21 protein-coding genes are annotated in these 19,626 nt (G+C 63.5%); 7 read left to right on the top strand and 14 right to left on the bottom strand.

What is annotated here, in order from left to right:
• Positions 1-346: 346 nt before the first annotated feature.
• The 7 genes from HJA_RS02820 to HJA_RS02850 are packed head-to-tail and all read right to left on the bottom strand — an operon-like array spanning position 347 to position 8,254.
• The gene (locus HJA_RS02820; protein WP_035578083.1) at positions 347-1,495 is read right to left on the bottom strand and encodes an aminotransferase class I/II-fold pyridoxal phosphate-dependent enzyme; all 1,149 of its coding nucleotides are present in this window, start codon (positions 1,493-1,495) and stop codon (positions 347-349) included.
• Between the two features lie 22 nt (positions 1,496-1,517).
• Positions 1,518-3,101: a TRAP transporter large permease gene (locus HJA_RS02825; protein WP_035578085.1), complete on the bottom strand. Its 1,584-nt coding sequence runs from the start codon at positions 3,099-3,101 to the stop codon at positions 1,518-1,520.
• Entirely contained in the window at positions 3,091-3,759 is a 669-nt protein-coding gene (locus HJA_RS02830) for a TRAP transporter small permease subunit (RefSeq protein WP_035578087.1), read from the bottom strand. Before HJA_RS02830 ends, HJA_RS02825 begins: the two co-directional genes overlap by 11 nt.
• A gap of 14 nt (positions 3,760-3,773) precedes the next feature.
• Entirely contained in the window at positions 3,774-4,883 is a 1,110-nt protein-coding gene (locus tag HJA_RS02835) for a TRAP transporter substrate-binding protein (RefSeq protein ID WP_035578089.1), read from the bottom strand.
• Positions 4,884-4,939: 56 nt separating this feature from the next.
• Positions 4,940-5,698: an arginyltransferase gene (locus HJA_RS02840; protein WP_051597292.1), complete on the bottom strand. Its 759-nt coding sequence runs from the start codon at positions 5,696-5,698 to the stop codon at positions 4,940-4,942.
• A 16-nt stretch (positions 5,699-5,714) separates the two neighbouring features.
• Positions 5,715-7,559 (bottom strand): SLC13 family permease, encoded by a 1,845-nt coding sequence (locus tag HJA_RS02845; protein ID WP_035578091.1) that lies wholly within the window; start codon positions 7,557-7,559, stop codon positions 5,715-5,717.
• 47 nt (positions 7,560-7,606) lie between these two features.
• A complete protein-coding gene (locus HJA_RS02850) occupies positions 7,607-8,254 on the bottom strand; it encodes a flagellar motor protein MotB (RefSeq protein ID WP_035578093.1) in 648 nt (215 codons plus the stop codon).
• A 172-nt stretch (positions 8,255-8,426) separates the two neighbouring features.
• Here HJA_RS02850 and HJA_RS02855 point away from each other — a divergent pair, with 172 nt between their 5' ends.
• The 4 genes from HJA_RS02855 (at position 8,427) to HJA_RS02870 (ending at position 11,432) form a co-directional block, all read left to right on the top strand.
• On the top strand, positions 8,427-9,284 hold the full coding sequence (locus tag HJA_RS02855) for an NAD(P)-dependent oxidoreductase (protein WP_035578095.1): 858 nt from the start codon (positions 8,427-8,429) through the stop codon (positions 9,282-9,284).
• Positions 9,285-9,294: 10 nt separating this feature from the next.
• Entirely contained in the window at positions 9,295-10,296 is a 1,002-nt protein-coding gene (locus HJA_RS02860) for a TIGR00341 family protein (protein WP_035578097.1), read from the top strand.
• Between the two features lie 18 nt (positions 10,297-10,314).
• Complete coding sequence (locus tag HJA_RS02865) at positions 10,315-10,869, top strand: GNAT family N-acetyltransferase (protein ID WP_035578099.1); 555 nt, start codon at positions 10,315-10,317, stop codon at positions 10,867-10,869.
• Positions 10,870-10,994: 125 nt separating this feature from the next.
• Entirely contained in the window at positions 10,995-11,432 is a 438-nt protein-coding gene (locus HJA_RS02870; RefSeq protein WP_035578768.1) for an FKBP-type peptidyl-prolyl cis-trans isomerase, read from the top strand.
• Between the two features lie 143 nt (positions 11,433-11,575).
• On the opposite strand, the gene HJA_RS02875 is transcribed toward HJA_RS02870, so the two are convergent.
• A complete protein-coding gene (locus HJA_RS02875) occupies positions 11,576-11,932 on the bottom strand; it encodes a hypothetical protein (RefSeq protein ID WP_155839842.1) in 357 nt (118 codons plus the stop codon).
• Between the two features lie 71 nt (positions 11,933-12,003).
• On the bottom strand, positions 12,004-12,981 hold the full coding sequence (gene ftrA, locus HJA_RS02880) for a transcriptional regulator FtrA (protein ID WP_051597293.1): 978 nt from the start codon (positions 12,979-12,981) through the stop codon (positions 12,004-12,006).
• 125 nt (positions 12,982-13,106) lie between these two features.
• On the opposite strand from ftrA, the gene HJA_RS02885 reads away from it, so the two are divergent.
• The gene (locus tag HJA_RS02885) at positions 13,107-13,709 is read left to right on the top strand and encodes a tetratricopeptide repeat protein (RefSeq protein WP_035578106.1); all 603 of its coding nucleotides are present in this window, start codon (positions 13,107-13,109) and stop codon (positions 13,707-13,709) included.
• 33 nt (positions 13,710-13,742) lie between these two features.
• Here the strand turns inward: HJA_RS02885 and HJA_RS02890 are convergent, their stop codons facing one another.
• Positions 13,743-14,597: a metal-dependent hydrolase gene (locus tag HJA_RS02890; RefSeq protein ID WP_035578108.1), complete on the bottom strand. Its 855-nt coding sequence runs from the start codon at positions 14,595-14,597 to the stop codon at positions 13,743-13,745.
• Positions 14,598-14,665: 68 nt separating this feature from the next.
• On the opposite strand from HJA_RS02890, the gene HJA_RS02895 reads away from it, so the two are divergent.
• The gene (locus tag HJA_RS02895; RefSeq protein ID WP_035578110.1) at positions 14,666-15,268 is read left to right on the top strand and encodes a TetR/AcrR family transcriptional regulator; all 603 of its coding nucleotides are present in this window, start codon (positions 14,666-14,668) and stop codon (positions 15,266-15,268) included.
• 16 nt (positions 15,269-15,284) lie between these two features.
• On the opposite strand, the gene HJA_RS02900 is transcribed toward HJA_RS02895, so the two are convergent.
• Complete coding sequence (locus HJA_RS02900; RefSeq protein ID WP_081814488.1) at positions 15,285-15,839, bottom strand: helix-turn-helix transcriptional regulator; 555 nt, start codon at positions 15,837-15,839, stop codon at positions 15,285-15,287.
• 104 nt (positions 15,840-15,943) lie between these two features.
• Between HJA_RS02900 and HJA_RS02905 the strand changes: the two genes are divergently transcribed.
• Entirely contained in the window at positions 15,944-16,747 is an 804-nt protein-coding gene (locus HJA_RS02905) for a COG4705 family protein (RefSeq protein ID WP_035578112.1), read from the top strand.
• A gap of 119 nt (positions 16,748-16,866) precedes the next feature.
• Here HJA_RS02905 and HJA_RS02910 read toward each other — a convergent pair whose 3' ends face one another.
• Genes HJA_RS02910 through HJA_RS02920 form a run of 3 tightly spaced genes read right to left on the bottom strand, consistent with a single transcriptional unit; the run spans position 16,867 to position 19,608 of the window.
• The gene (locus HJA_RS02910) at positions 16,867-18,030 is read right to left on the bottom strand and encodes a hypothetical protein (RefSeq protein WP_035578113.1); all 1,164 of its coding nucleotides are present in this window, start codon (positions 18,028-18,030) and stop codon (positions 16,867-16,869) included.
• Between the two features lie 15 nt (positions 18,031-18,045).
• Positions 18,046-19,041, bottom strand: coding sequence for a porphobilinogen synthase (hemB, locus tag HJA_RS02915; protein WP_035578115.1), 996 nt, complete (start codon positions 19,039-19,041; stop codon positions 18,046-18,048).
• A gap of 30 nt (positions 19,042-19,071) precedes the next feature.
• On the bottom strand, positions 19,072-19,608 hold the full coding sequence (locus HJA_RS02920; RefSeq protein WP_051597294.1) for a GNAT family N-acetyltransferase: 537 nt from the start codon (positions 19,606-19,608) through the stop codon (positions 19,072-19,074).
• Positions 19,609-19,626: the final 18 nt, after the last annotated feature.

Here is a 19,626-nt window from a genome sequence, read left to right on the forward strand (position 1 = left end):
CAGGGGACGGAGGTGTCGGATAAGTTTGTCTTTGCGGCAATGATTGCAGCAGGATGGGGCGCGTCAGGTGGCGGATAGGCCCCTCCACTCGCGTCATCCCCGGCCGCGCAGCGGTCTGGGGATCCATCTCTGAACGCTGCCTCGGATACGTCATGTCATGACGCACTTGCCGTCTCGTTCAGGGATGGGCGCCCAGATGGCCGTTGGCCATCGGGCGTGACGCGCGTGGGAAGTGACGAGCGCTCACGAGAACGGGACTCATGCTGAGCGAAGTCGAAGCATGACTGGCGGAGGATTACATACGCCTACGCCATGACCTTGCATGACCAGTCATGACCATACCGGACTATAAGTGACTATGTCGGACTTCGAGTGCGCCGAACCACGGCACCAGCCGCTCGATCGCTTCTTCGATCTGAGGCGTGGAGAGCGCGAAGGAGAAGCGCATGAAGCGGTTGCCGTCCACGGGGTCGAAATCGACGCCGGGGGCTGTGGCGACGCCGGTCTCTTCCAGCAGCTTCAGGCAGAAAGCGAGGCTGTCGTCTGTGTAGCGGGAAACGTCCGCATAGATATAGAAAGCCCCATCCGGCGGGGCGATCTTTTCAAGGCCGAGCTTTGGCAGCGCCTCCAGCATCAGTTCGCGGTTGCGGCGGTAGACCTCGACATGGCCTTCCAGTTCCTCGCGCGCGTCCATGGCGGCGAGGCCGGCATGCTGCGACAGCGACGGCGCCGTCAGGAACAGGTTGCCGATATAGGCGCCGGTGCGCCGCGCCATGTCCGGCGGGGAGACCAGCCAGCCGAGCCGCCACGGCGCCATGGAAAAGTATTTCGAGAAAGAGTTCACGATATAGGCGTCCGGCGCATATTCCAGCATGGAATGGATCTCCGGCCCGAAGGACAGGCCATGATAGATCTCGTCTGAAATGATGCGGATGCCCTTCGCTTTGGCGACCTCGGCGATGGCGGCGAGTTCGGCCGCCGGGATAATCGTGCCGGTCGGGTTTGCCGGGCTGGCAATGATGACGCCCTGCGGGACCGGGTCCAGCGCGTCGAGCGCGGCAGCCGAGATCTGGTAGCGTGTGTCCTCGCCGCAAGGGATCTCGACGCCTTCAAAGTTCAGGGCACGGACCGTGTTGCGATAGGCGACATAGCCCGGCCGGGCAAAGGCGATCCGGTCGCCCGGTGAGAAGGCCGTGGCCAGCGCCAGTACGAGCGCGGGCGAGGCGCCGTTGGTGATGACGATACGGCCGGGCGTGATGTCCACGCCATACATGTCCTTGTAGTGCTGGCAGATACGCGCTTTCAGGGGCTGGCTTTCCCAGTATCCCATCGGGTCTGTATCCAGCACCTCATGGCTGCGTGCGATGGCGGCCTTTGGCGCGGGCGTGGAGGGCTGGCCGAACTCCATATGCAGGATGCGGCGGCCCTCTTCCTTCAGCTCATGCGCGCGTTTGGAAATCGTGATCGCGCGGAACGGATCGATGTCTTGTCCCATGGGAGACCTGTTTCGTGGTGAATTATTTTGCGACGAGGGAGGGGAGCCAGGTGGCGAGACCCGGCAGGAGGGCGACCAGCGCGATCAGGATCAGCTGGAGCATGATGAACGGAATCGCCCCGCGCCAGATCTGCATTGTGCTGACCTCCGGCGGGGCGGCGCCGCGCAGATAGAACAGGGCGAAGCCGAAGGGCGGCGTCAGGAAACTGGTCTGCAGGTTCAGCGCCATCAGGATGGCCAGCCAGACCGGGTCGAAGCCGAGCAGGATCAGCGGCGGAGCGACCAGCGGCACAACCACGAACACGATCTCGATAAAGTCGAGGAAGAAGCCCAGTACGAACATGACGATCATGGTCATCAGCAGGGCGCCCCAGCGGCCGCCCGGCATGGCGTGCAGCACGTCCTTCACGATGTCGTCGCCGCCGAAGCCACGGAAGACGAGGCTGAAGAGGGACGCGCCGATCAGGATGAGGAAGACCATGCTCGTGATATGTGTGGCACTCTTCAGGGCGGGCATCAGCTGGCGCATGCGGCGCAGCACGAGGAGGCCCGCAGCGATGGCGGCGAAGAAGATGAAGCTGGCCAGCAGGGTGAGGGTCACGCCTGCCATGTTGGCCGCGCTCATCTGTTCGACGCCGAGGCGCAGGTCCATCGTGTTGCGCACGATGAGGACGAGGATCAGGCTGGCGAGGCCCGCCAGGATGACCGGGGCGAGGCGGCTGCCGGCTTCGCGGGCAAGGCGCAGCCCTGCCAGCAGGATGGCGCCCGAGGCCCCGATGGCTGCGGCCTCCGTCGGCGGAGCCACGCCGCCGAGAATGGCGCCGAGCACGGCGAAGATCAGGGCGAGCGGCGCGCCGAAGCCGAAGGCAACTTCCTTGAAATTGAGCGGAGCGGTGTCTTCATCCACGGTCACGGCCGGGCAGCGGGCAGGGCGGGTGATGGCGTTGAAGGCGATCCAGGCGAGGTAGAGCCCGACCAGCAGGATGCCGGGGATCAGCGCGCCTGCGAACAGGTCTCCCACCGAGACGACGAGCGATTTGCCGCCGCTGGAGAGGCTGGCCTGGCTGGCCGCGTTGGAGACGGCATCGGCCAGCAGGATCAGTACGATGGAGGGCGGGATGATCTGGCCCAGCGTGCCGGAGGCTGCGATCGTGCCGCTGGCAAGGCGCGGGTCATAACCCTGCTTCAGCATGGAGGGCAGGGCGATCAGCGTCATGGTGATGACGGTCGCGCCGACAATGCCGGTGGACGCGGCGAGCAGGGCACCGACGAGGACCACGGCATAGCCAAGCCCGCCATTCAGCTTGCCCAGAAGGCGGCTGGCAATATGCAGCAGGTCTTCGGCGACGCGCGAGCGTTCGAGGATCACGCCCATCAGCACGAACAGGGGCACGGCGATCAGCGTCGTGTTCTGCATGATCGAGCCGCCTTGTATCCGGCTCGGCAGGGAGCGCAGCAGCGGTTCCGGGAAAACACCGAGGCCGATTCCGATCAGGGCGAAGATCAGCGCGACACCGCCCAGCGTCAGCGCCACGGAATAGCCCATCAGCAGCGCGCCGATGGCGCTGGCGAACATGAGCAAAGCGAGGATGATCTCAAGCTCCATGGGCGCTCTCCGTCGTGGAGGTGGCCGGGGCTTCGTTCTCCAGCTTGCCGGTCAGGCGCAGCGCCGCCTTCAGCGCTTCCGACAGGCCCTGCGCCAGCATCAGCACGGCAAAGGCCGGCACCAGCGTCTTGAACAGGTACAGGAAGGGCAGGCCATCGGACTCGCTGGAGCCTTCGAACAGCGACCAGGCGCGGGCGAGGCCCTGCTCGCCGGTGGTGAGAATGCGGATACAGATCGGGAAGAGGAAGAAATAGATGCCCGCCAGCTCGATCCAGTTGCGGCCGTCAGCGCCGAAGCGCGGGCGCAGGATGTCGACGCGGACGTGTCCGTCATCGCGCAGCGTCGCCGCCGATCCGAGCATGAACATCGCCGCGAAGGCATAGATCACCAGCTCATTCAGCCATGTGAAGCTGATGCCATAGGTGTATCTCAGCACGACCACGGACAGCTGGAACAGGACCAGCAGGAGCGCGCTGGCAATCGCGCCGCCGAGGGCGATGCCGCTGATCGCATCGATGGTGGCGCTGACGCGTTTCGACAGGCCCTCGACCAGACCCGGCACAACGAGCGTGATCAGGGGCAGCAGGAAGACGGGCAACAGGGCGATGCCAACCCATTTCAGGATGGCGCCGAGGTGAAGGAAGAAGGCCGGATCCATGACGGGCTGACCGGCTATTTGTTGGCGTCGCGGGCGGCGTAATAGGCGCCGTCCGAAATGGTCGACCAGCCGCGCATCAGCTTCAGCGATTTCTCGAAGCTTTCGTAGATACGCTTCTCGATCCCGTCCTTACCGGAGGCGGCGCGCACGTCCCACGCTGCTTCGGCCATGGCGCTGACGACTTCCGGCGGGAAGCTGCGCAGCTGCACATTGTGCTCATTGACCAGAAGGTCGAGATGGACCGAGTTCTGATAGGTGAATTCGCCGAGCGAAGTGTGGTTCACGCTTTCGCAGGCGGCCTTGATGACGGCCTGTTCGCCGGGCGAGAAATTGTCCCACACACGGCGGTTGATGCCGCAGGCGAGGCTGGAGCCCGGCTCGTGGAAGCCGGGGCCGTAATAATAGGGCGCTTCCCGGTAGAAGCCGAGATAATAGTCGTTCCACGGGCCGACCCATTCGGTCGCGTCGATGGCGCCGGTCTGCAGCGACTGGTAGATCTCCCCGCCCGGAATGGCGATGGAAGACCCGCCGAGCGCGCGCAGCACGTCGCCGCCCTGTCCCGGAATGCGCATCTTGAGGCCGACCAGATCGTCGAGGCTGTTGATCTCCTTGCGGAACCAGCCGCCCATCTGGTGGCCGGAATTTGCTGCCTGGAAGGATTTCACGCCGAACTGGCCGGACAGCTCGTCCCAGAGTTCCTGCCCGCCGCCGAAATCGATCCAGCCCATGATCTCCTGTGCGGTCATGCCAAAGGGCACGGCGGTGAAGAACGGGTAGGCGGAGGATTTGGCCGTCCAGTAATATTCGGCGCCGTGATACATGTCGGCCGAGCCGTTCGCGACGGCGTCGAAACATTCGAAAGCCGGGACCAGTTCGCCCGCGGCAAAGACCTTCACCTCGATGACATTGTCTGTCTCCGCCATGATGCGGCGGGCGACGCGCTCTGCTGCTTCGCCAAGGCCGGGCAGGCCTTTCGGCCAGGTGGTGACCATGTTCAGCCGGCGGCGGTTGCGGGTGATCGCCGGGGTGCCGGCCAGCGGCGTCGTGCTCGGATTGGCAAAGGCGGCTGCCGCGCCGCCAAGGCCAAGCACACCCGCGCCAACGAGGTTGCGTCTGTTGATCATGCGTTTCCTTCCCCCATTACCCGTCTGGGCGCCCCGGACCCGGTCTCTTCACGGACCTATTCGTCGTCGCGGAGCAGCCTCCAGCGGTCTCCGTCGAGCACTTCGAGCGGTTTGTAACGGCGTTTGTAATCCATTTTCGGGCTGCCCTTGACCCAATAGCCCAGATAGACGTGCGGCAGGCCCAGGTCCTGCGCATGCCGGATATGGTCCAGGATCATGAAGTGGCCGAGGCCGCGGCTTTCCTGATCCGGGTCGAAGAAGGTGTAGACCATCGAGAAGCCGTCATTCAGCTCGTCGGTGATCGAACAGGCGACCAGCGGCGCGTCGTCTTCCGGCCCGTCGCGGTATTCATAGATGAAGCTTTTGACCGGGCTGTCGCCCACCATTGCGGCATAGTCACGATAGGACATGTCCGACATGCCCCCGCCATCGTGGCGGGTGGTCACATAGGATTTGAGCAGGGCATATTGCTCGCGCGTCGGCTCTGCCTTGACCTTGTGGCGGACGAGACCGGCATTGCGCTGCATGGCGCGCCGGTCATTGCGTGAGGGGAAAAAGTCCCGCGTCGGCACCCGGACACTGCGGCAGGCATTACAGCGCGGGCAGGCCGGCCGGTAGGCGATGGTCTGGCTGCGCCGGAACCCCGACTGGCTGAGCAGATTGTGGACGAGATCTGATTCGGTAATCGAGAGATTCGTGAACGCCTTGCGCTCGCGCCGGCCTGGCAGATACGGACAAGGGCTCGGATTCGTTACGTAAAAACGCAACGAACGCTCCAGACCGGGGGGCAGGATCTTCGAGTCCGTAAATTTCATGTCTCTGACACTACACTTACAGATCAAACCGCCAAGGGGCGAAGAGCGTAAACACGCACCAAAGCACAAAAACGAGCGGTCCGCCGAAGCGGACAAAGTCGCTGAACCGGTAATGACCGGGCCCCATGACCAGCATGTTCGTCTGATAGGCGATCGGCGTCGCGAAACTGCAATTGGCGCCATAGATCACCGCCAGCAGGAAAGGCAGGGGGTCTGACGCGTTGAGCTCGTGCGCCGCCGACAGGGCAATCGGCGAGAACAGGATGGCCGTGGCCGCGTTCGAAAGCAGGTTGGTCAGGATGGCCACCGCGAGGAACAGCGACGACAGGACGGCCAGTGTGCCATAAGGCGAGGCGACATTGACCACCATGTGTGCGATCGCGGAGGCCGCGCCGGTCTTCTCCAGCGCCATGCCCATGGCGAGGGCCGCGCCGATGACGAGGAAGATACGAAGATCCAGCGAACGGCTGGCCTGCCGGTAGTTGAGGCAGCCCGTGACCAGCATCGCCACGGCGCCCAGCACCGAGGCGTGCAGGATCGACAGCAGGCCGGAGGCGGCGGAAATGACGAGGCCGAGGGCGATGGCCCGGGCGGCCAGCGTCTTCGTGGTCAGCGGGATTTCGGTCTGCGACCATTCCAGCAGGATCAGGTCCCGGCTCTGGCGCATTTCCAGGAAGGCATCCGGCGGGCCGCAGAGCAGCAGCGTGTCGCCGGATTCCAGCCGGATCTCGCCAAGTTTGGTGCGGATCATGCGGCTGCGGCGCTGAATGCCGAGCGTGACGGCGCGGGTCAGGCGGCGGAAGCCCAGCATCTCGACCGTGCGGCCCACCATGCGCGAGCCGGGCGCGATAACGGCTTCGGTCAGCGACAAGCGGCGCGGCTTGCCGCTGTCGTCCAGGTCCCCGCCGGCAGACTGCCAGACCTGCTGGAGGAAGTCCGGCTGGCGGGACAGCACGTTCTGGAGCGCCGCGCGCGTGGCGGCGACGATGACAAGGTCGCCGGGGCGCAGCGTGATGTCTTCATAGGGCGGCAGAAAGGCGCGCTCGCCGCGCTGGATCATGCGGACCGTCATGTCGGGCAGGTCGGTGAACATGCCGGCGACGGGCTTCTTGCCTTCCAGGAAGTGGCCCTGCGTGACTTCGATCTGCGCCAGGAACTGCTTGGACGATGTCGGCGCGATGTCTTCCGTCAGGCCCTCCCGGACTGGCAGCAGGAAGCGCGAGAAGACCAGCAGGTAGACCATGCCGGCCGCGGCGAGGACGAGGCCCATCGGGGACTGTTCGAAGAAACCGAGCTGGCGCCCCTCGATCCGGTCAAAGGCTTCGGCGGCCAGCAGGTTGGTCGAGGTCCCGATCAGCGTGGTCATGCCCGCAAAGATGGAAATGAAGCTGAGCGGCATCATCAGTTTCGACGCTGAGGATTTCATCCGGTGGGCGATGGCGCTCATCACCGGCAGGAACATGATCACGATCGGCGTATTGTTGACGAAGGCGCTGATGCCGAACACGGCGAGGAAAGCGAGCAGCAATGTCAGCCTGGGGCGCCGGTCATAGCCGGACAGGAGCACCTTGGTCGGGCCTTCGAGCGCGCCGGTCTGGAACAGGCCCTGTCCGACGACCAGCAGCGCCATGATGGTGATCAGGGCCGGATTGCCGAATCCTGAGAGCAGGTCCTGCGCGCTGATGGGCGTGCCGTCCTCGCCATGCGCCCCGGGCAGGGTGAACAGGACAAGCAACGCCGCGATCACGCAAACGGAGACCAGCTCCATCGACCAGCGGTCGAGCATGTAAAAGCAAATGGCCGCGATGACGACGCCGAGGCTCGCCCACATGGGCCAATCTGACAGGAATTGTGCGAGCATCAGCGCTCCGGGACTTTGCTGGTGTAGCCCCCGGAAACCGGAGGGCGTTAACCCTCTACTTGGACCAGTATGCTGACCCGCCGGTTAACGGGCAAGTGGGGCTGTGCTGCTAACAAAGGTCGCGTATCGGCGAGGCCGGTCACGCCGCGGATGCGTTCCGCTGCGATACCTTCGGCTTCGAAAACGCGGCGCGCCTCGTTTGCCCGGTCGGATGACAGCTCCCAGTTGGAATAGCCGGGCACAAGGCTGGGGAAGGCATCGGTATGGCCTTCAAGGGTCAGGGTGCCCTCCGTGCCGGCCAGTGCCGCGGCCGTGTCGCGGGCGAGGGCGAGGCCGGTTTCGGTGAAATGCCCATCGGCGCGGTCGAACAGCGGGCGCTCGGCCGTGTCCACAAGGTCGATCCGGATGCCGTCCGCCTGCTTCGCCAGCACCACGCTGGACCCCGCAGCGACCAGGGCCGGATTTTCGCTGAGCGCGCTGAATATACGGTCTGCCGTCGAAGGGCCGGACTGCATAGCGACAGCGGTGGCGGCGTCCGGTGTGCGGTTGTGGAAATAGTCGGCAATCTCTGCCCGGTCGTCGGCTGAAACGCCGCTGACCAGCCACATGAGCAGGAAAAATGCCATGAGGGCGGTCAGGAAGTCGGCATAAGCCAGCTTCCAGGTGCCTGCCTTGCGGGCGGGCGCAACGGGCATTCTGCCCGCGCTTCGTGAAGAGTAAGTGGCATAAGCCATCTGCTCGCTCGGACCCTCTCCTTCTGAGTGGTCTGCCTGTATTAGCAGGCCTTGGTGAAGGTCAGGTCACGCGAGACGGTGGGATTTCGATGAAATTCGATCTATCTGGAACAAGCGTAATTGGAGAATCGATATGGCACGCACGGCATTTCTGGGCCTCGGGGTGATGGGATTTCACATGGCGGGCCATCTGGCCGCCAAAGGCCATGAGGTCGTGGTGTGGAACCGGACCCACTCGAAAGCCGAGAACTGGGCCACCCAGCACAAGGGCGAAGTGGCGAAAGACCCGGCCGCCGCAGCCTTCGGCGCCGAATATGTCTTTCTCTGCCTCGGCGACGATCCGGACGTGGCAGAAGTCTTTGCGGCTATGGAGCCGAGCGTTGCGGCTGGCATGGTCGTGGTGGACCACACGACCGCCTCGGCGGACCTTGCCCGCGATCTCTATGCCCGGTGCAAGGCGAAAGGCGCACATTTCCTGGATGCGCCGATCTCCGGCGGGGAGGCCGGGGCGCGCAATGGTGCCCTCACCATCATGTGCGGCGGCGACGACCCGACCTTCGAACAGGCCCAGCCCGTCATGGCGGCTTATGGCAAGCGGATGACCCATATCGGCTGCGCCGGCTCCGGCCAGCTCGCCAAGTCGGTCAACCAGATCTGCATTGCCGGTATCGTGCAGGGCCTGGCCGAAGGATTGCACTTCGCCGAAAAAGCCGGGCTCGATGCGGCAGCGGTGATCGAAGCGATCAGCGGCGGCGCGGCCCAGAGCTGGCAGATGGAGAATCGCTGGAAGACCATGGTGGAAGATCATTACACGCACGGTTTTGCCGTCGACTGGATGCGCAAGGATCTGCGCATCACGCTGGAGGCGGCGCGTGCCAATGGCGCGACGCTGCCGGTCACCGCGCTGGTCGATCAGTTCTATGCCGACGTGCAGGCCATGGGCGGCAATCGCTGGGATACGTCCAGCCTGCTGGCCCGGCTGAAGCGCTGAGGCCCGGCAGGTGAGGCGTCTCGACATTCATCTGGCGGCGGACGAACGGTTTGATACCGTCCAGCGTGCCATCAAGGCCTCCGAACCGGTGGACTATTATATCCTCGATACCGAACGGAAAGACCGGAAGCTGATCTCCGTCTTCATCCGGGAGGGCATGGAGCAGACGCTGATGGACAATGTCCAGACAGCGCTGGAAGGCGCGAATGGCTGGCGTATCTCGATCCTGCCGATTGAAGCAACGGCTCCGAAACTGGAGGAAGCCAGACAAGGCAAGCAGCAGAAGGCGACGCAGGCGACGCGCGAGGAAATCTATTCCGATGTGGCGACAGGGGCCCGGTTTGACCGGAACTTCTTCGTCATGGTGGTCCTCTCCACCATCGTGGCCGCGATCGGCCTGAATTCCGATGGCGTTGCGGCCGTGATCGGAGCGATGGTGATCGCGCCGCTGCTGGGGCCTGTGCTGGGCTTTTCCATGGGCGCTGCGCTTGGCGACGATGCCTTGCTGAAACGGGCGAGCGTGACGCTGGCGGCTGGTATCGGCACGGCGCTCGCCTGTTCGCTGCTCCTGTCCTTCGTGTTGCCGATCGATCTGGAGAGCCGGGAGCTGATGTCGCGCGCGGAGGTCCGGCTCGACGGGCTGGCGCTCGCCATGGCAGCGGGCGGGGCCGCGGCCCTGTCGCTGACGAGCAGTCAGGCCTCGGCCCTTGTCGGCGTGATGGTCGCGGCGGCGCTCCTGCCGCCGGGTGCGGCCGTTGGCCTGTTCATGGGGGCGGGGGAATGGGCGCTGGCCCTGCGTGCCTGCCTGTTGCTGGCCCTGAACGTGGCCGCGCTGATCCTGTCGGCCCTGATCGTTTTCCGCCTTCGCCGCATCCGGCCGCGCTCGTGGATCGAGCAGAAGAACGCGAACCGCGCGGTTTTGCTGAACGCGGTCTTGTCGGGCCTCGTCCTGATCGCTTCGGTGGCGCTGATACTTTATCTCGATCTCGGTGACAAAGTGTCGATCGGATAAAACGGAACAGAGACCTGCATGACCGAGCCATCCCGATTCCGTTCACGGATCGCAAGCGAAGACGATATTCCAGCCATTACCGAGCTGATGCGCGCTTCCATCGCCGTCAATATGCGGGCCTTCCTCTCCGAAGCGGAGATCAAGGCAGCCCAGGAAACAATGGGCGTTGACCGCAGCCTGATCGCGGACGGCACCTATTTTGTGATCGAGACCGATGTCGACGGCAGCCCCGTGATGGTCGCCTGTGGCGGCTGGGGCAAGCGGCGCACGCTTTATGGCGGCGACCACTCGCCGGGCCGGGACGACAGCCTGTCCGATCCGGCAAAAGATGCGGCCCGCATCCGCGCCATGTACACCCATCCTGACTGGACGCGTCAGGGGCTGGGCACCCTGTTGCTGGAGCTGGGCGAGGGCGCGGCGCGGGAGGCGGGGTTCTCCACGATCGAGCTTGGATCCACCGTTCCCGGGCGTCCGCTCTATGAGGCGCGCGGCTATGAAGCCTACTTCACCGAGCACCACACCGGCGCCAATGGCGAGCGCAATACCGTGATCCATATGCGCAAGGCGCTGTAAGCAGGCCGGCCCGGCGGGTTTACATCCGGGCCTGAGCTTCTAGGTTGTAGGGCGAGACCCCCAAAGCACCCGCGAGAGCGACGCGGCCTTTGATGACCCACACACCCGAAAAGATTGGATTTATCATGACGCAGGTCAAAAACGGTGACACCGTCAGCATTCACTATACCGGGACGCTGAACGACGGCACGACCTTCGACAGCTCCGAAGGCCGTGATCCGCTGGCCTTCCAGGTCGGTTCCGGCCAGATCATCCCCGGGCTCGACACGGCCCTTCCGGGCATGGCTGTCGGCGACAAGAAAACCGTCAACGTGCCGTGCGACCAGGCTTATGGCCCGGTCAATCCGGACATGCGCCAGCAGGTTCAGCGCACTGAAATCCCGGCAGAGATCCCGACCGAAGTCGGTACCCGCCTACAGATGCAGGCCCAGAACGGCCAGGTCATCCCGGTTGTCGTGGTCGATGCGAACGAAACCACGGTGACGCTGGATGCCAACCACCCGCTGGCCGGTCAGGACCTGACCTTCGCCATCGAACTGGTCGACATCAAACCGGCTGCCTGACGTAGCGATTCGCTGGCAGAACAGAATATGGCCCGCGTGCAGAGATGCCGCGGGCCATGTTTTTGAATGGTAAGTGGATGGCGCCGTCTGCTGGCTCAGGCTTCCATATCTTCCGTTGGCAGAAGGTTGATGATGCCTTGCGCCTATTCCCCGAATTCGCCGAGGAAGGAGAGTGCGCGCTCCATGATCACCGTGCCGAAGTGTTCGCCATAGATCTGCATGGCGTCCTCGAAGAGCGGTGTGTCGAGGTCTGACAGGCTCATACCGCAATCACTGGTGGCGATGCTGGTGGCACTGAAAGCGAACTTCAGCAGGGAAGCGGTTGCTTCATCCTCTTGATCCTGCAGGGCGTGAAGCATGACGCTCTTCATGGCGGCGACATCCGTTTCGGTCGAATGCTCGATCATGCAGGCAGCCAGCACCTGAGACTCGGTCTCGGCCTGTGCCGAGATAGCAGTGAAGACGATCGCGAGGCTGGCTGCGGCGAGGGAACGGATCATGCGGGGCTCCTGGATGTGTTCACCCATCGGTAGCAGGTCCTGCCTGTCCGGCAAGAGGTTATGAGCTCCGTTCAGCTGTCCACCGCTTCGAACCGTTTGCGGTAGGCGTGGGGCGACGTGCCGGCAATCTGGCGGAAAGCGGTGCGAAAGGTCTCGATCGAGGCGAAGCCCGACTGGCTGGCGACATCGGCAATGTCCAGCCGTGTGGTCTCCAGCAGGTTCATGGCGCGGAACACCCGCTCCCGGCGCAGCCATTTGAGGGGCGTGGTGCCGGTGCCCTCCCGGAACCGCCGCAGGAAGGTGCGCTCGCTCATCCCGGCGAGACTGGCAAGACAGGTGATTGTCAGCGGGCGGTCCAATTGTGCGCGGACTTCGTCCAGCACGCCGGCAATGGAGCGGCCGGGGCGTTCCTGGACCGGCGCTTCGATATATTGCGACTGGCCGCCGTCGCGATGGGGCGGGGCGACCAGGCTGCGGGCGACCTTGTTGGCGGTGCCGGAGCCATAATCCTGCCGGATCACATGCAGGCTGGCATCAATGGCGGCGCTGCTGCCTGCCGAGGTAATGATGTTCCCGTCATCGACATAGAGCACATCCTCCACCAGGTGGACCTGCGGGAAACGCTGCTGCATGCGAGCCAGATAGTTCCAGTGCGTCGTGGCCTTCCGGCCGTTCAGCAGGCCGGCATGTGCCAGAACGAAGGCGCCGGTGCAGTAGGACATGAGCCGCGCGCCGCGGGCATGGGCGGCGGTCAGCGCATCCAGCAGGTCATCTGGCGGTGTATCCGCGACGTCGCGCCAGCCCGGGATAATGATTGTGTCGGCATCACGCAGGGCCTCCAGCCCATGGTCCGATGAGATGGAAAAGCCGCCCATGGCCCGGTTCGTGCCAGGCGGGGCTGCGACACGGAAATCGTACCAGTCCACGCCGAGTTCCGGCCGCTCCCAGCCAAAAATCTCCGCAGCGATTCCGAATTCCAGCGGCCAAAGCCGGTCATAGACAAGCGCAACGACGCGGTGGCGAGGGGCGAAAGTCGTATCGGGCAGGATGGCCTCCCTGTTACGAAGCCGGGTTTGGCGAAAATCGACCAGACATTGGCATTATCGCCAATTCCGATGAGAAACGCAAATCCCTAGCTTCGCGTCATCCATGAAGACCGCGAGGAGTAATTCCGATGACGATGTCAAAGATCTGCAATGCCCCGATGCGCCAGCTGGCGGCTTTCGGAGGTTTGTGTGTGCTGTTGGCGGCCCCCGCCACAGCCGGGCCGGCCGGCACTTACGTGCGCAGGATTGACGGAGGTGTTCCGGTTGCAGAGCGTTGCGCAGAGGCTGCCATGCATGCCCGGCGCGATACCAAGGCTGGAATCGCTGCCTGCACGGCGGCAATCTGGGATGCCGGGCGCAGGACAGACACAAAGGCCGCCAGCCTGACGAACCGTGCGCTACTCTATCGTTACGCCGGTGATGTGCGGTCTGCCCTGAAGGATTGCAGCCGCGCCCTTGCGATGGTGCCAGATCATCCGGGTACGGCGGTGACGTGCGCAGCGGTATACATCAATGCCGGAAAGCCGCGCGCGGCTGTCGGCGTGTTGGAGGACGCGCCTCTGCCCGCGCCGGGCCTGCAATACCGGTATTATCATAACCTCGCGCTCGCCCATCATGATCTGGGAGAATATGCGCAGGCCTATCATTATATTCTGAAGACGCTCGAGGCGAAGCCGGACTTCCTGCCAGCGATCAAGCTAAAGAAACAGTACCGCGTGGCCGGAGAGTAAGCGCGCAAGTGGGGGCTTGTTCAGCCCCCGCCATTACTCCGCTGGAACGGCCGTGAATTCGTCTTTCCATGCCAGCATTTCTTCGCGGTTGTCATGGTCCCACGGGTGGAAGCCCGGCTTGAACCAGGACAGCCAGGTTTTCCATCCCTTGCCGAACAGGGACGGCTTCTTCCAGAGGAAAGCCTTCACCGCGCGGTCAGCCTCTTCCTGCGAATAGCCATCGGCTTTCAGCAGGTCAGCGGCATAGCCGGCAATATTTTTCGTGAAATTGCTGGTGATGATCAGCATGGACATGCAGCGGCGATAGTAGCGCTTCAGCGGCGACCAGTCTTTCGTGGCCTCCAGGAAGACGTCATAGGCGACTGCCTTGTGCTCGGTCTCTTCCATGGCGTGCCAGCGCCACAACTGTTCCAGCGCCGGATCGGTCTTGCTGAACAGCTGGCCGTAATCGGTTTCCAAATCCATCATCAGGTCCGCCATCATGGCGGTGAAGTGCTCGAGGCAGATCGTTGCCATCAGCATGCGGAACTTGCCGCCGTCATAGGCAAACTTCACCTTCTCGCGGATGCGCGCCTCGATGGCATCGACAGGATATTTCGTCCGGTCGATCTTGTTGTTCAGCAGGTGATGCTCGCGCGAGTGGATGGCTTCCTGCCGGATGAAATCCTTCACGTCCTGCGCCAGCTTGCCGGAGACATCGTCCTTGTAGGCCTTGACCGCGTCGATGAACATGCGCTCGCCATCCGGGAAGGTCAGCGACATGGCGTTGAAGACGGCCGTTGCGACCGGATCGCCGTCCAGCCAGGGGCCGTTATCGGCGGCGGCCATATCGAAATGCAGGTCACGCGGCAGAATCGTTACATCTTCGGGGGTGCGCTTGGACGTCATGGTGCTAGGAACCTTGAGGAAATGTCTGGACAACAGTCTTATGCTGACAAATAACACTACTGACAAAAATGTCAATAAAGAGTAACGACACTCCGAGAATCCGGCGCACGCCGGAGGAATCCCGCGCCAATATCCTGGCCGCGGCAGAGCAGTTATTGGTGGAACAGGGGCCGCAATCCCTGCGGCTGGCGGATGTGGCGAAGGCGGCAGGCGTCGCCAATGCCACCGTGCTGCACCATTTCGGCTCCATCAGCGCCGTCCACACCGCCCTGATGGAACAGATGATCGGCCAACTGGTCGACAGCATCATGGCAATAGAAATTCCCGTGGATGCGCCGGTGGAGGCCCGCGCCGTCGGCCTGAAGACACTGTTCGACGCACTGGAAACACCCGGCGTGGCGCGCCTCGCTGCCTGGCTGGAACTGACGGATGAGACGAGCCGCCTGACCGTCGTGCGCGAGGCGGTGCAGGAAGTGGCACAGAAGAAGATCTCCAGCGCCGGCGTGCCGGAAGACCTCGCCGAAGACATGATCCTGCTCAGCGTCACCCTTGCAGTCGGCGTCGGCCTGTTCGGCCCCTCACTCGGCAAACTGATCGGCAAGCCGGAGGGGCGGGCGCGGGAACTGACGCTTCAGATGCTGCTGGCGAACTTCCAGCGGCTGGCGGAGTGACGAGTATCTGAAAGGGTCAGGACCGGGGCGGTTCGCTAGCGGATACAGCCGGTTCGTCCAGCAGGTCGTCGATGAAAACGGAGACCAGCATCGCCTGGCTGTTCACACCGGCCTTGGCGTAAACCTGGCTGAGCTGCGACCGGATCGTTCCTGCGGCCGCGCCGCGAAGCCGGGCAATCTCTGCCACGTCGCATCCCTTGAGAGCGAAGAGCGCGACCTCACCTTCGCCCTTTGTAAGGCCCCATTCCCGGAAGCGCAGATCGATGTGCTCGGCAAACGCGCCTCGCGCCCGCGCCAGAGCCTGCTCTTTCCTGCGCAGATCCCGGGTGAGGCGAACGATGTTTCGGGAACTGAGGATGACGCCCGTCAGCAATGCGACGGCGATCAAGCATTCCATCGCCAGTTCGAGCTTCAGTCCATTCGAGCTCGCCACGAGCCAGTCTTCGAACCCGTCGGCAACAAAGAAGCCCGCCGCCACGACCTGCAACGCCATGAGCCCCACCGGAAGCAGCAGTGACCATTCCGGAAGCCGCGCCGCGCGGCGGCCGCTGCCTTGGGGAGCATTTTTCATAGGACATCCGCTTAGTTTGAGCGCTTTAAGCGCCCGCTTATGGGCTTTGCCACGCGCCGGGTTTAGCAGCGGCACCGGATTTCGATCAACCAAGGAGCTGAGGCGTGACCCAAACCGAAAAAGACGTACTGACCAAGGTGCCCGCAATCACTTTCGGGTTCTGGATCATCAAGATTCTGGCGACCACGTTCGGCGAGACGGCGGGGGACAGTGTCTCGATGTCGTGGCTGGGCGAGACGACGGCCAGCGCGTCCACGTCATTCTGGCAAAACGGCTATCTGATCGGCACGGGCCTGTTCGGCTTCGTTCTGGCGGTTCTTGTGTATGCGCAAATTCACGCGAGCCGGTTCAATGCATGGCTCTACTGGGCGACCATAATCGCCTCGACCACAGCGGGCACAACCATGGCCGACTTTGCCACGCGCTCGATGGGCATCGGCTATCCGGGGGGCGCGTTGGTCTTGCTGGCGGCCGTGCTTGGATCATTGCTGGTCTGGCGCCAGGTGCTGGGCACGGTGTCTGTCAGCTCGGTGCACGAGCCGCGGGCAGAGGTGTTCTACTGGCTGACGATCACGTTTTCCCAGACACTCGGCACGGCGCTGGGTGACTGGATCGCGGACGGACCGCTCGGCTATCTGGGTTCAGCCGTCATATTCGGTTCGTTGCTCGTGCTCATCGCGCTGGCCTGGTTCCGCACTTCGATTGACCGGGTGGCTCTGTTCTGGGCGGCCTTCATCCTGACGCGCCCGCTTGGGGCCGTCGTGGGCGACTTCCTGGACAAGCCCCTCGCGCAAGGCGGACTTGAGCTCAGCCGCGTCTGGGCGACAGTGGTGCTCGGCAGTGCCATCGCCGCGCTGATCCTGCTGGTCCGCCAGAAGGCGGCACCGGCAGAGGTGCGGGAGGCGTGAAGAAGCGACAGGTGCCCGGCCTATGCGACGGAAACGCCAAGAGCATGCCCGAAAACCTCGCCGGAGACATGATTCTGCTCAGCGTCACGCCCGGCGCGACCTTCTGCTACTCGCCTGAACTATTCCAGCTCTGCCGATTTGACCCACTTGTAGAGAAAATCGGGCGGCGGTTCGAGGGATTCGTTTCCGGGGGCGCGGACCTCGCCGTCGGCATGGGCTTTGGCAGCTTCGAAGAGCATCTGGCGCGCCGGGGCAGGGGCGTCCAGTGACTTGGTCAGGTCGTAAGCGGTGCTGACAAGTTCGCGGTAGGATTTATAGCCACCGGACAGCCCGTCTTCCGCATCATCCGCCCAGGCCTTGTCAAACATCAGTGCGAGTGCATGTTTTGCCTCAGGGCTGCCCAGCTGTGGCGGCAGGAACAGCTCCCTGGACAGAGTAAATGTCTGGTTCGCCATGACAGCGGCGGCGGTTGCCTGTTCCAGAGCCAGGTCATTGCTCTTCAGCCAACCCACATTGTCGTAGCCGCCGAACAATTCGACGAACCGTTCGGAATCCACCTTGGCCTGGGCGGCTTTCTCAAGCGCGCCGTCCTGGCCCGGATCGCGCTGGATGGAGGCCAGCATGGCCTTCGCGCGATAACCCAGCATCTTAGTGTAGCGGGGGTCGGCGAGATCGGCCTCGCATTTGGCAATCATGTGGTCCATCAGGCTGTAGGCGCCCGGATGGTCGCCCTGTTGCTGGATCCATGTGGAGGCGAGGGAAACCATTGTCGTGTCCATGGGCTTGCATTCTGCGCCAGCGTCTTCCTCCTCCTGAGGATGGGTGAAGGTGGACTGAACGCCCGAGATCTGTTCGGCCTGCAATAGCCCGTTCAGCATCTGCTTCTCAATTTCGTAAAGGTCGAGAAAGCCGATCAGCACTTTCTTGCCGTTTTGGTCGGTGGCGTATCGTGTAGGATTGCCATCAAGGTTATCCCACATGCGATAGATCAGGTTCAGCGAAGTGGTTAGACGGCCAACAGAGGTCTCCGCATCAGGAGAGGGTGCGCTCGCATAGGTTATCGCGGCGATTTTCAGCACGTGCGGATCGTTCGGGCAGACCTCGATCAGGCTGTCCACGGTCTCCAGGGTTTCGGCGACATCTGTGCCCGGCTGGCTGAGCGCGTTAAAGCTGTCGGCGGTCGATTGCAGGGCGCTGTCGGGGCACTCGGCTAACGCTGGCGCCTGCCAGAGAGCGATGGCTGCGGCGCAAATACTTGCGCGTTTAATGTGCTTTCCGATCATGTCCCCGTCCTATATTTACCCTAACGCCTCCGCCGCCTTCTCCGCGAAGTAGGTGATGATCCCGCTGGCGCCGGCGCGCTTGAAGCACATCAGGCTTTCCATGATGACACGGTCGCCGTCGATCCAGCCGTTCTGGGCGGCGGCCATGATCTGGGCGTATTCGCCGGAGACCTGGTAGGCCAGCGTCGGTACACCGAAGGTCGAGGAGACGCGCTGCACAATGTCCAGATACGGAAGACCGGGTTTCACCATCACCATGTCGGCACCTTCGGCAAGGTCGAGGGCAACTTCGCGCAGGGCTTCGTCGGAATTGGCCGGGTCCTGCTGGTAGGTCTTCTTGTCGCCCGAGAGGGCCTGGGCCGAGCCGATGGCATCGCGATAGGGGCCATAGAAGCCGGAGGCGTATTTCGCGGCGTAGGAGAGGATCATCATGTTTGTGAAGCCTTCCTCGTCGAAGGCCTGGCGGATGGCGCCAATGCGGCCGTCCATCATGTCAGACGGGGCGACGACATCCGCGCCCGCGGCCGCATGGGCCAGCGACTGGCGGACGAGGCGCTCCACCGTCGCATCGTTCGGGATCGTGCCGTCTGGGTCCAGCAGGCCGTCATGGCCGTGGCTGGTATAGGCATCCAGCGCAACATCGGTGATCAGCCCGACGCCGGGGGCGGCGTCCTTCATGGCGCGGAGGGCGCGCGGCACGAGACCGTCCGGATCCAGCGCCCCGGTGCCTTCCTCGTCTTTGCCTTCTGGGCCGATATAGGGGAACAGCGCAATCGCGGGGATACCGAGGCTTTCGGCGCGCTTGGCCGTCTTTGCTGCCTCTTCAACGCTCAGCCGGTCGATGCCCGGCAGGCTGCCAACCGGCACGCGGCCTTCGCCGTCATGGATGAAGACGGCCCAGACAAGGTCTGCCGGGGTGAGCGTGTTCTCGGCCACAAGGCTGCGGACCCAAGGCGACTGGCGCAGGCGGCGCATACGGGTGTTCGGGAAGGATTGGGGAAACTGTGTCATGCCCCAGTGAGTGCGCCAAAAACCGGCCGCTTACAACCAGCCAATCTTACGCACCATGAAACAGCGCTGGGAGACATCGAGGCTTTCGGCCTGGATCTTCTCCAGGGCCAGCATCCAGTCCGCCATCTCTTCGCGGGGGATCTCGCGGAATCCGAGCTTGCGGTAAAATGGCCCGTTCCACGGCACGTCCCGGAAAGTAGAAAGGGTGACGGTTTTCAGCCGGCGCTGCCTGGCGACCTGAAACACCTGACGCATCAGTGTCGCCCCGAGCCCGCGGCGCCCGTGATCGGGGTGCACGCTGATCTGGTCGAGATAGAGCGTGCCGCCGCGATGGGACACGAGAGCAAAGCCCGCCGGTTCGCCCTCGGCCGGGGCGATCTTCAGCAGGTCACCGGTTTCCATCGCCTGCTGCATCACGGTTTCGGGCACATGGTCGCCCAGGGCCTCTTCGGTCAGAAGCCCCGTTGGCGCGAACAGCTGGCCCGCCGCAAGGTCAAGCGCAATCAGGCTGGCAACATCCTCCGGCCGGGCCGGGGAGATCACGTAGTCAGACGGGCGCCGGCGCATTGACAATACCTGTAACTA

It is taken from the genome of Hyphomonas jannaschiana VP2, assembly GCF_000685215.1.
Taxonomy (GTDB): domain Bacteria; phylum Pseudomonadota; class Alphaproteobacteria; order Caulobacterales; family Hyphomonadaceae; genus Hyphomonas; species Hyphomonas jannaschiana.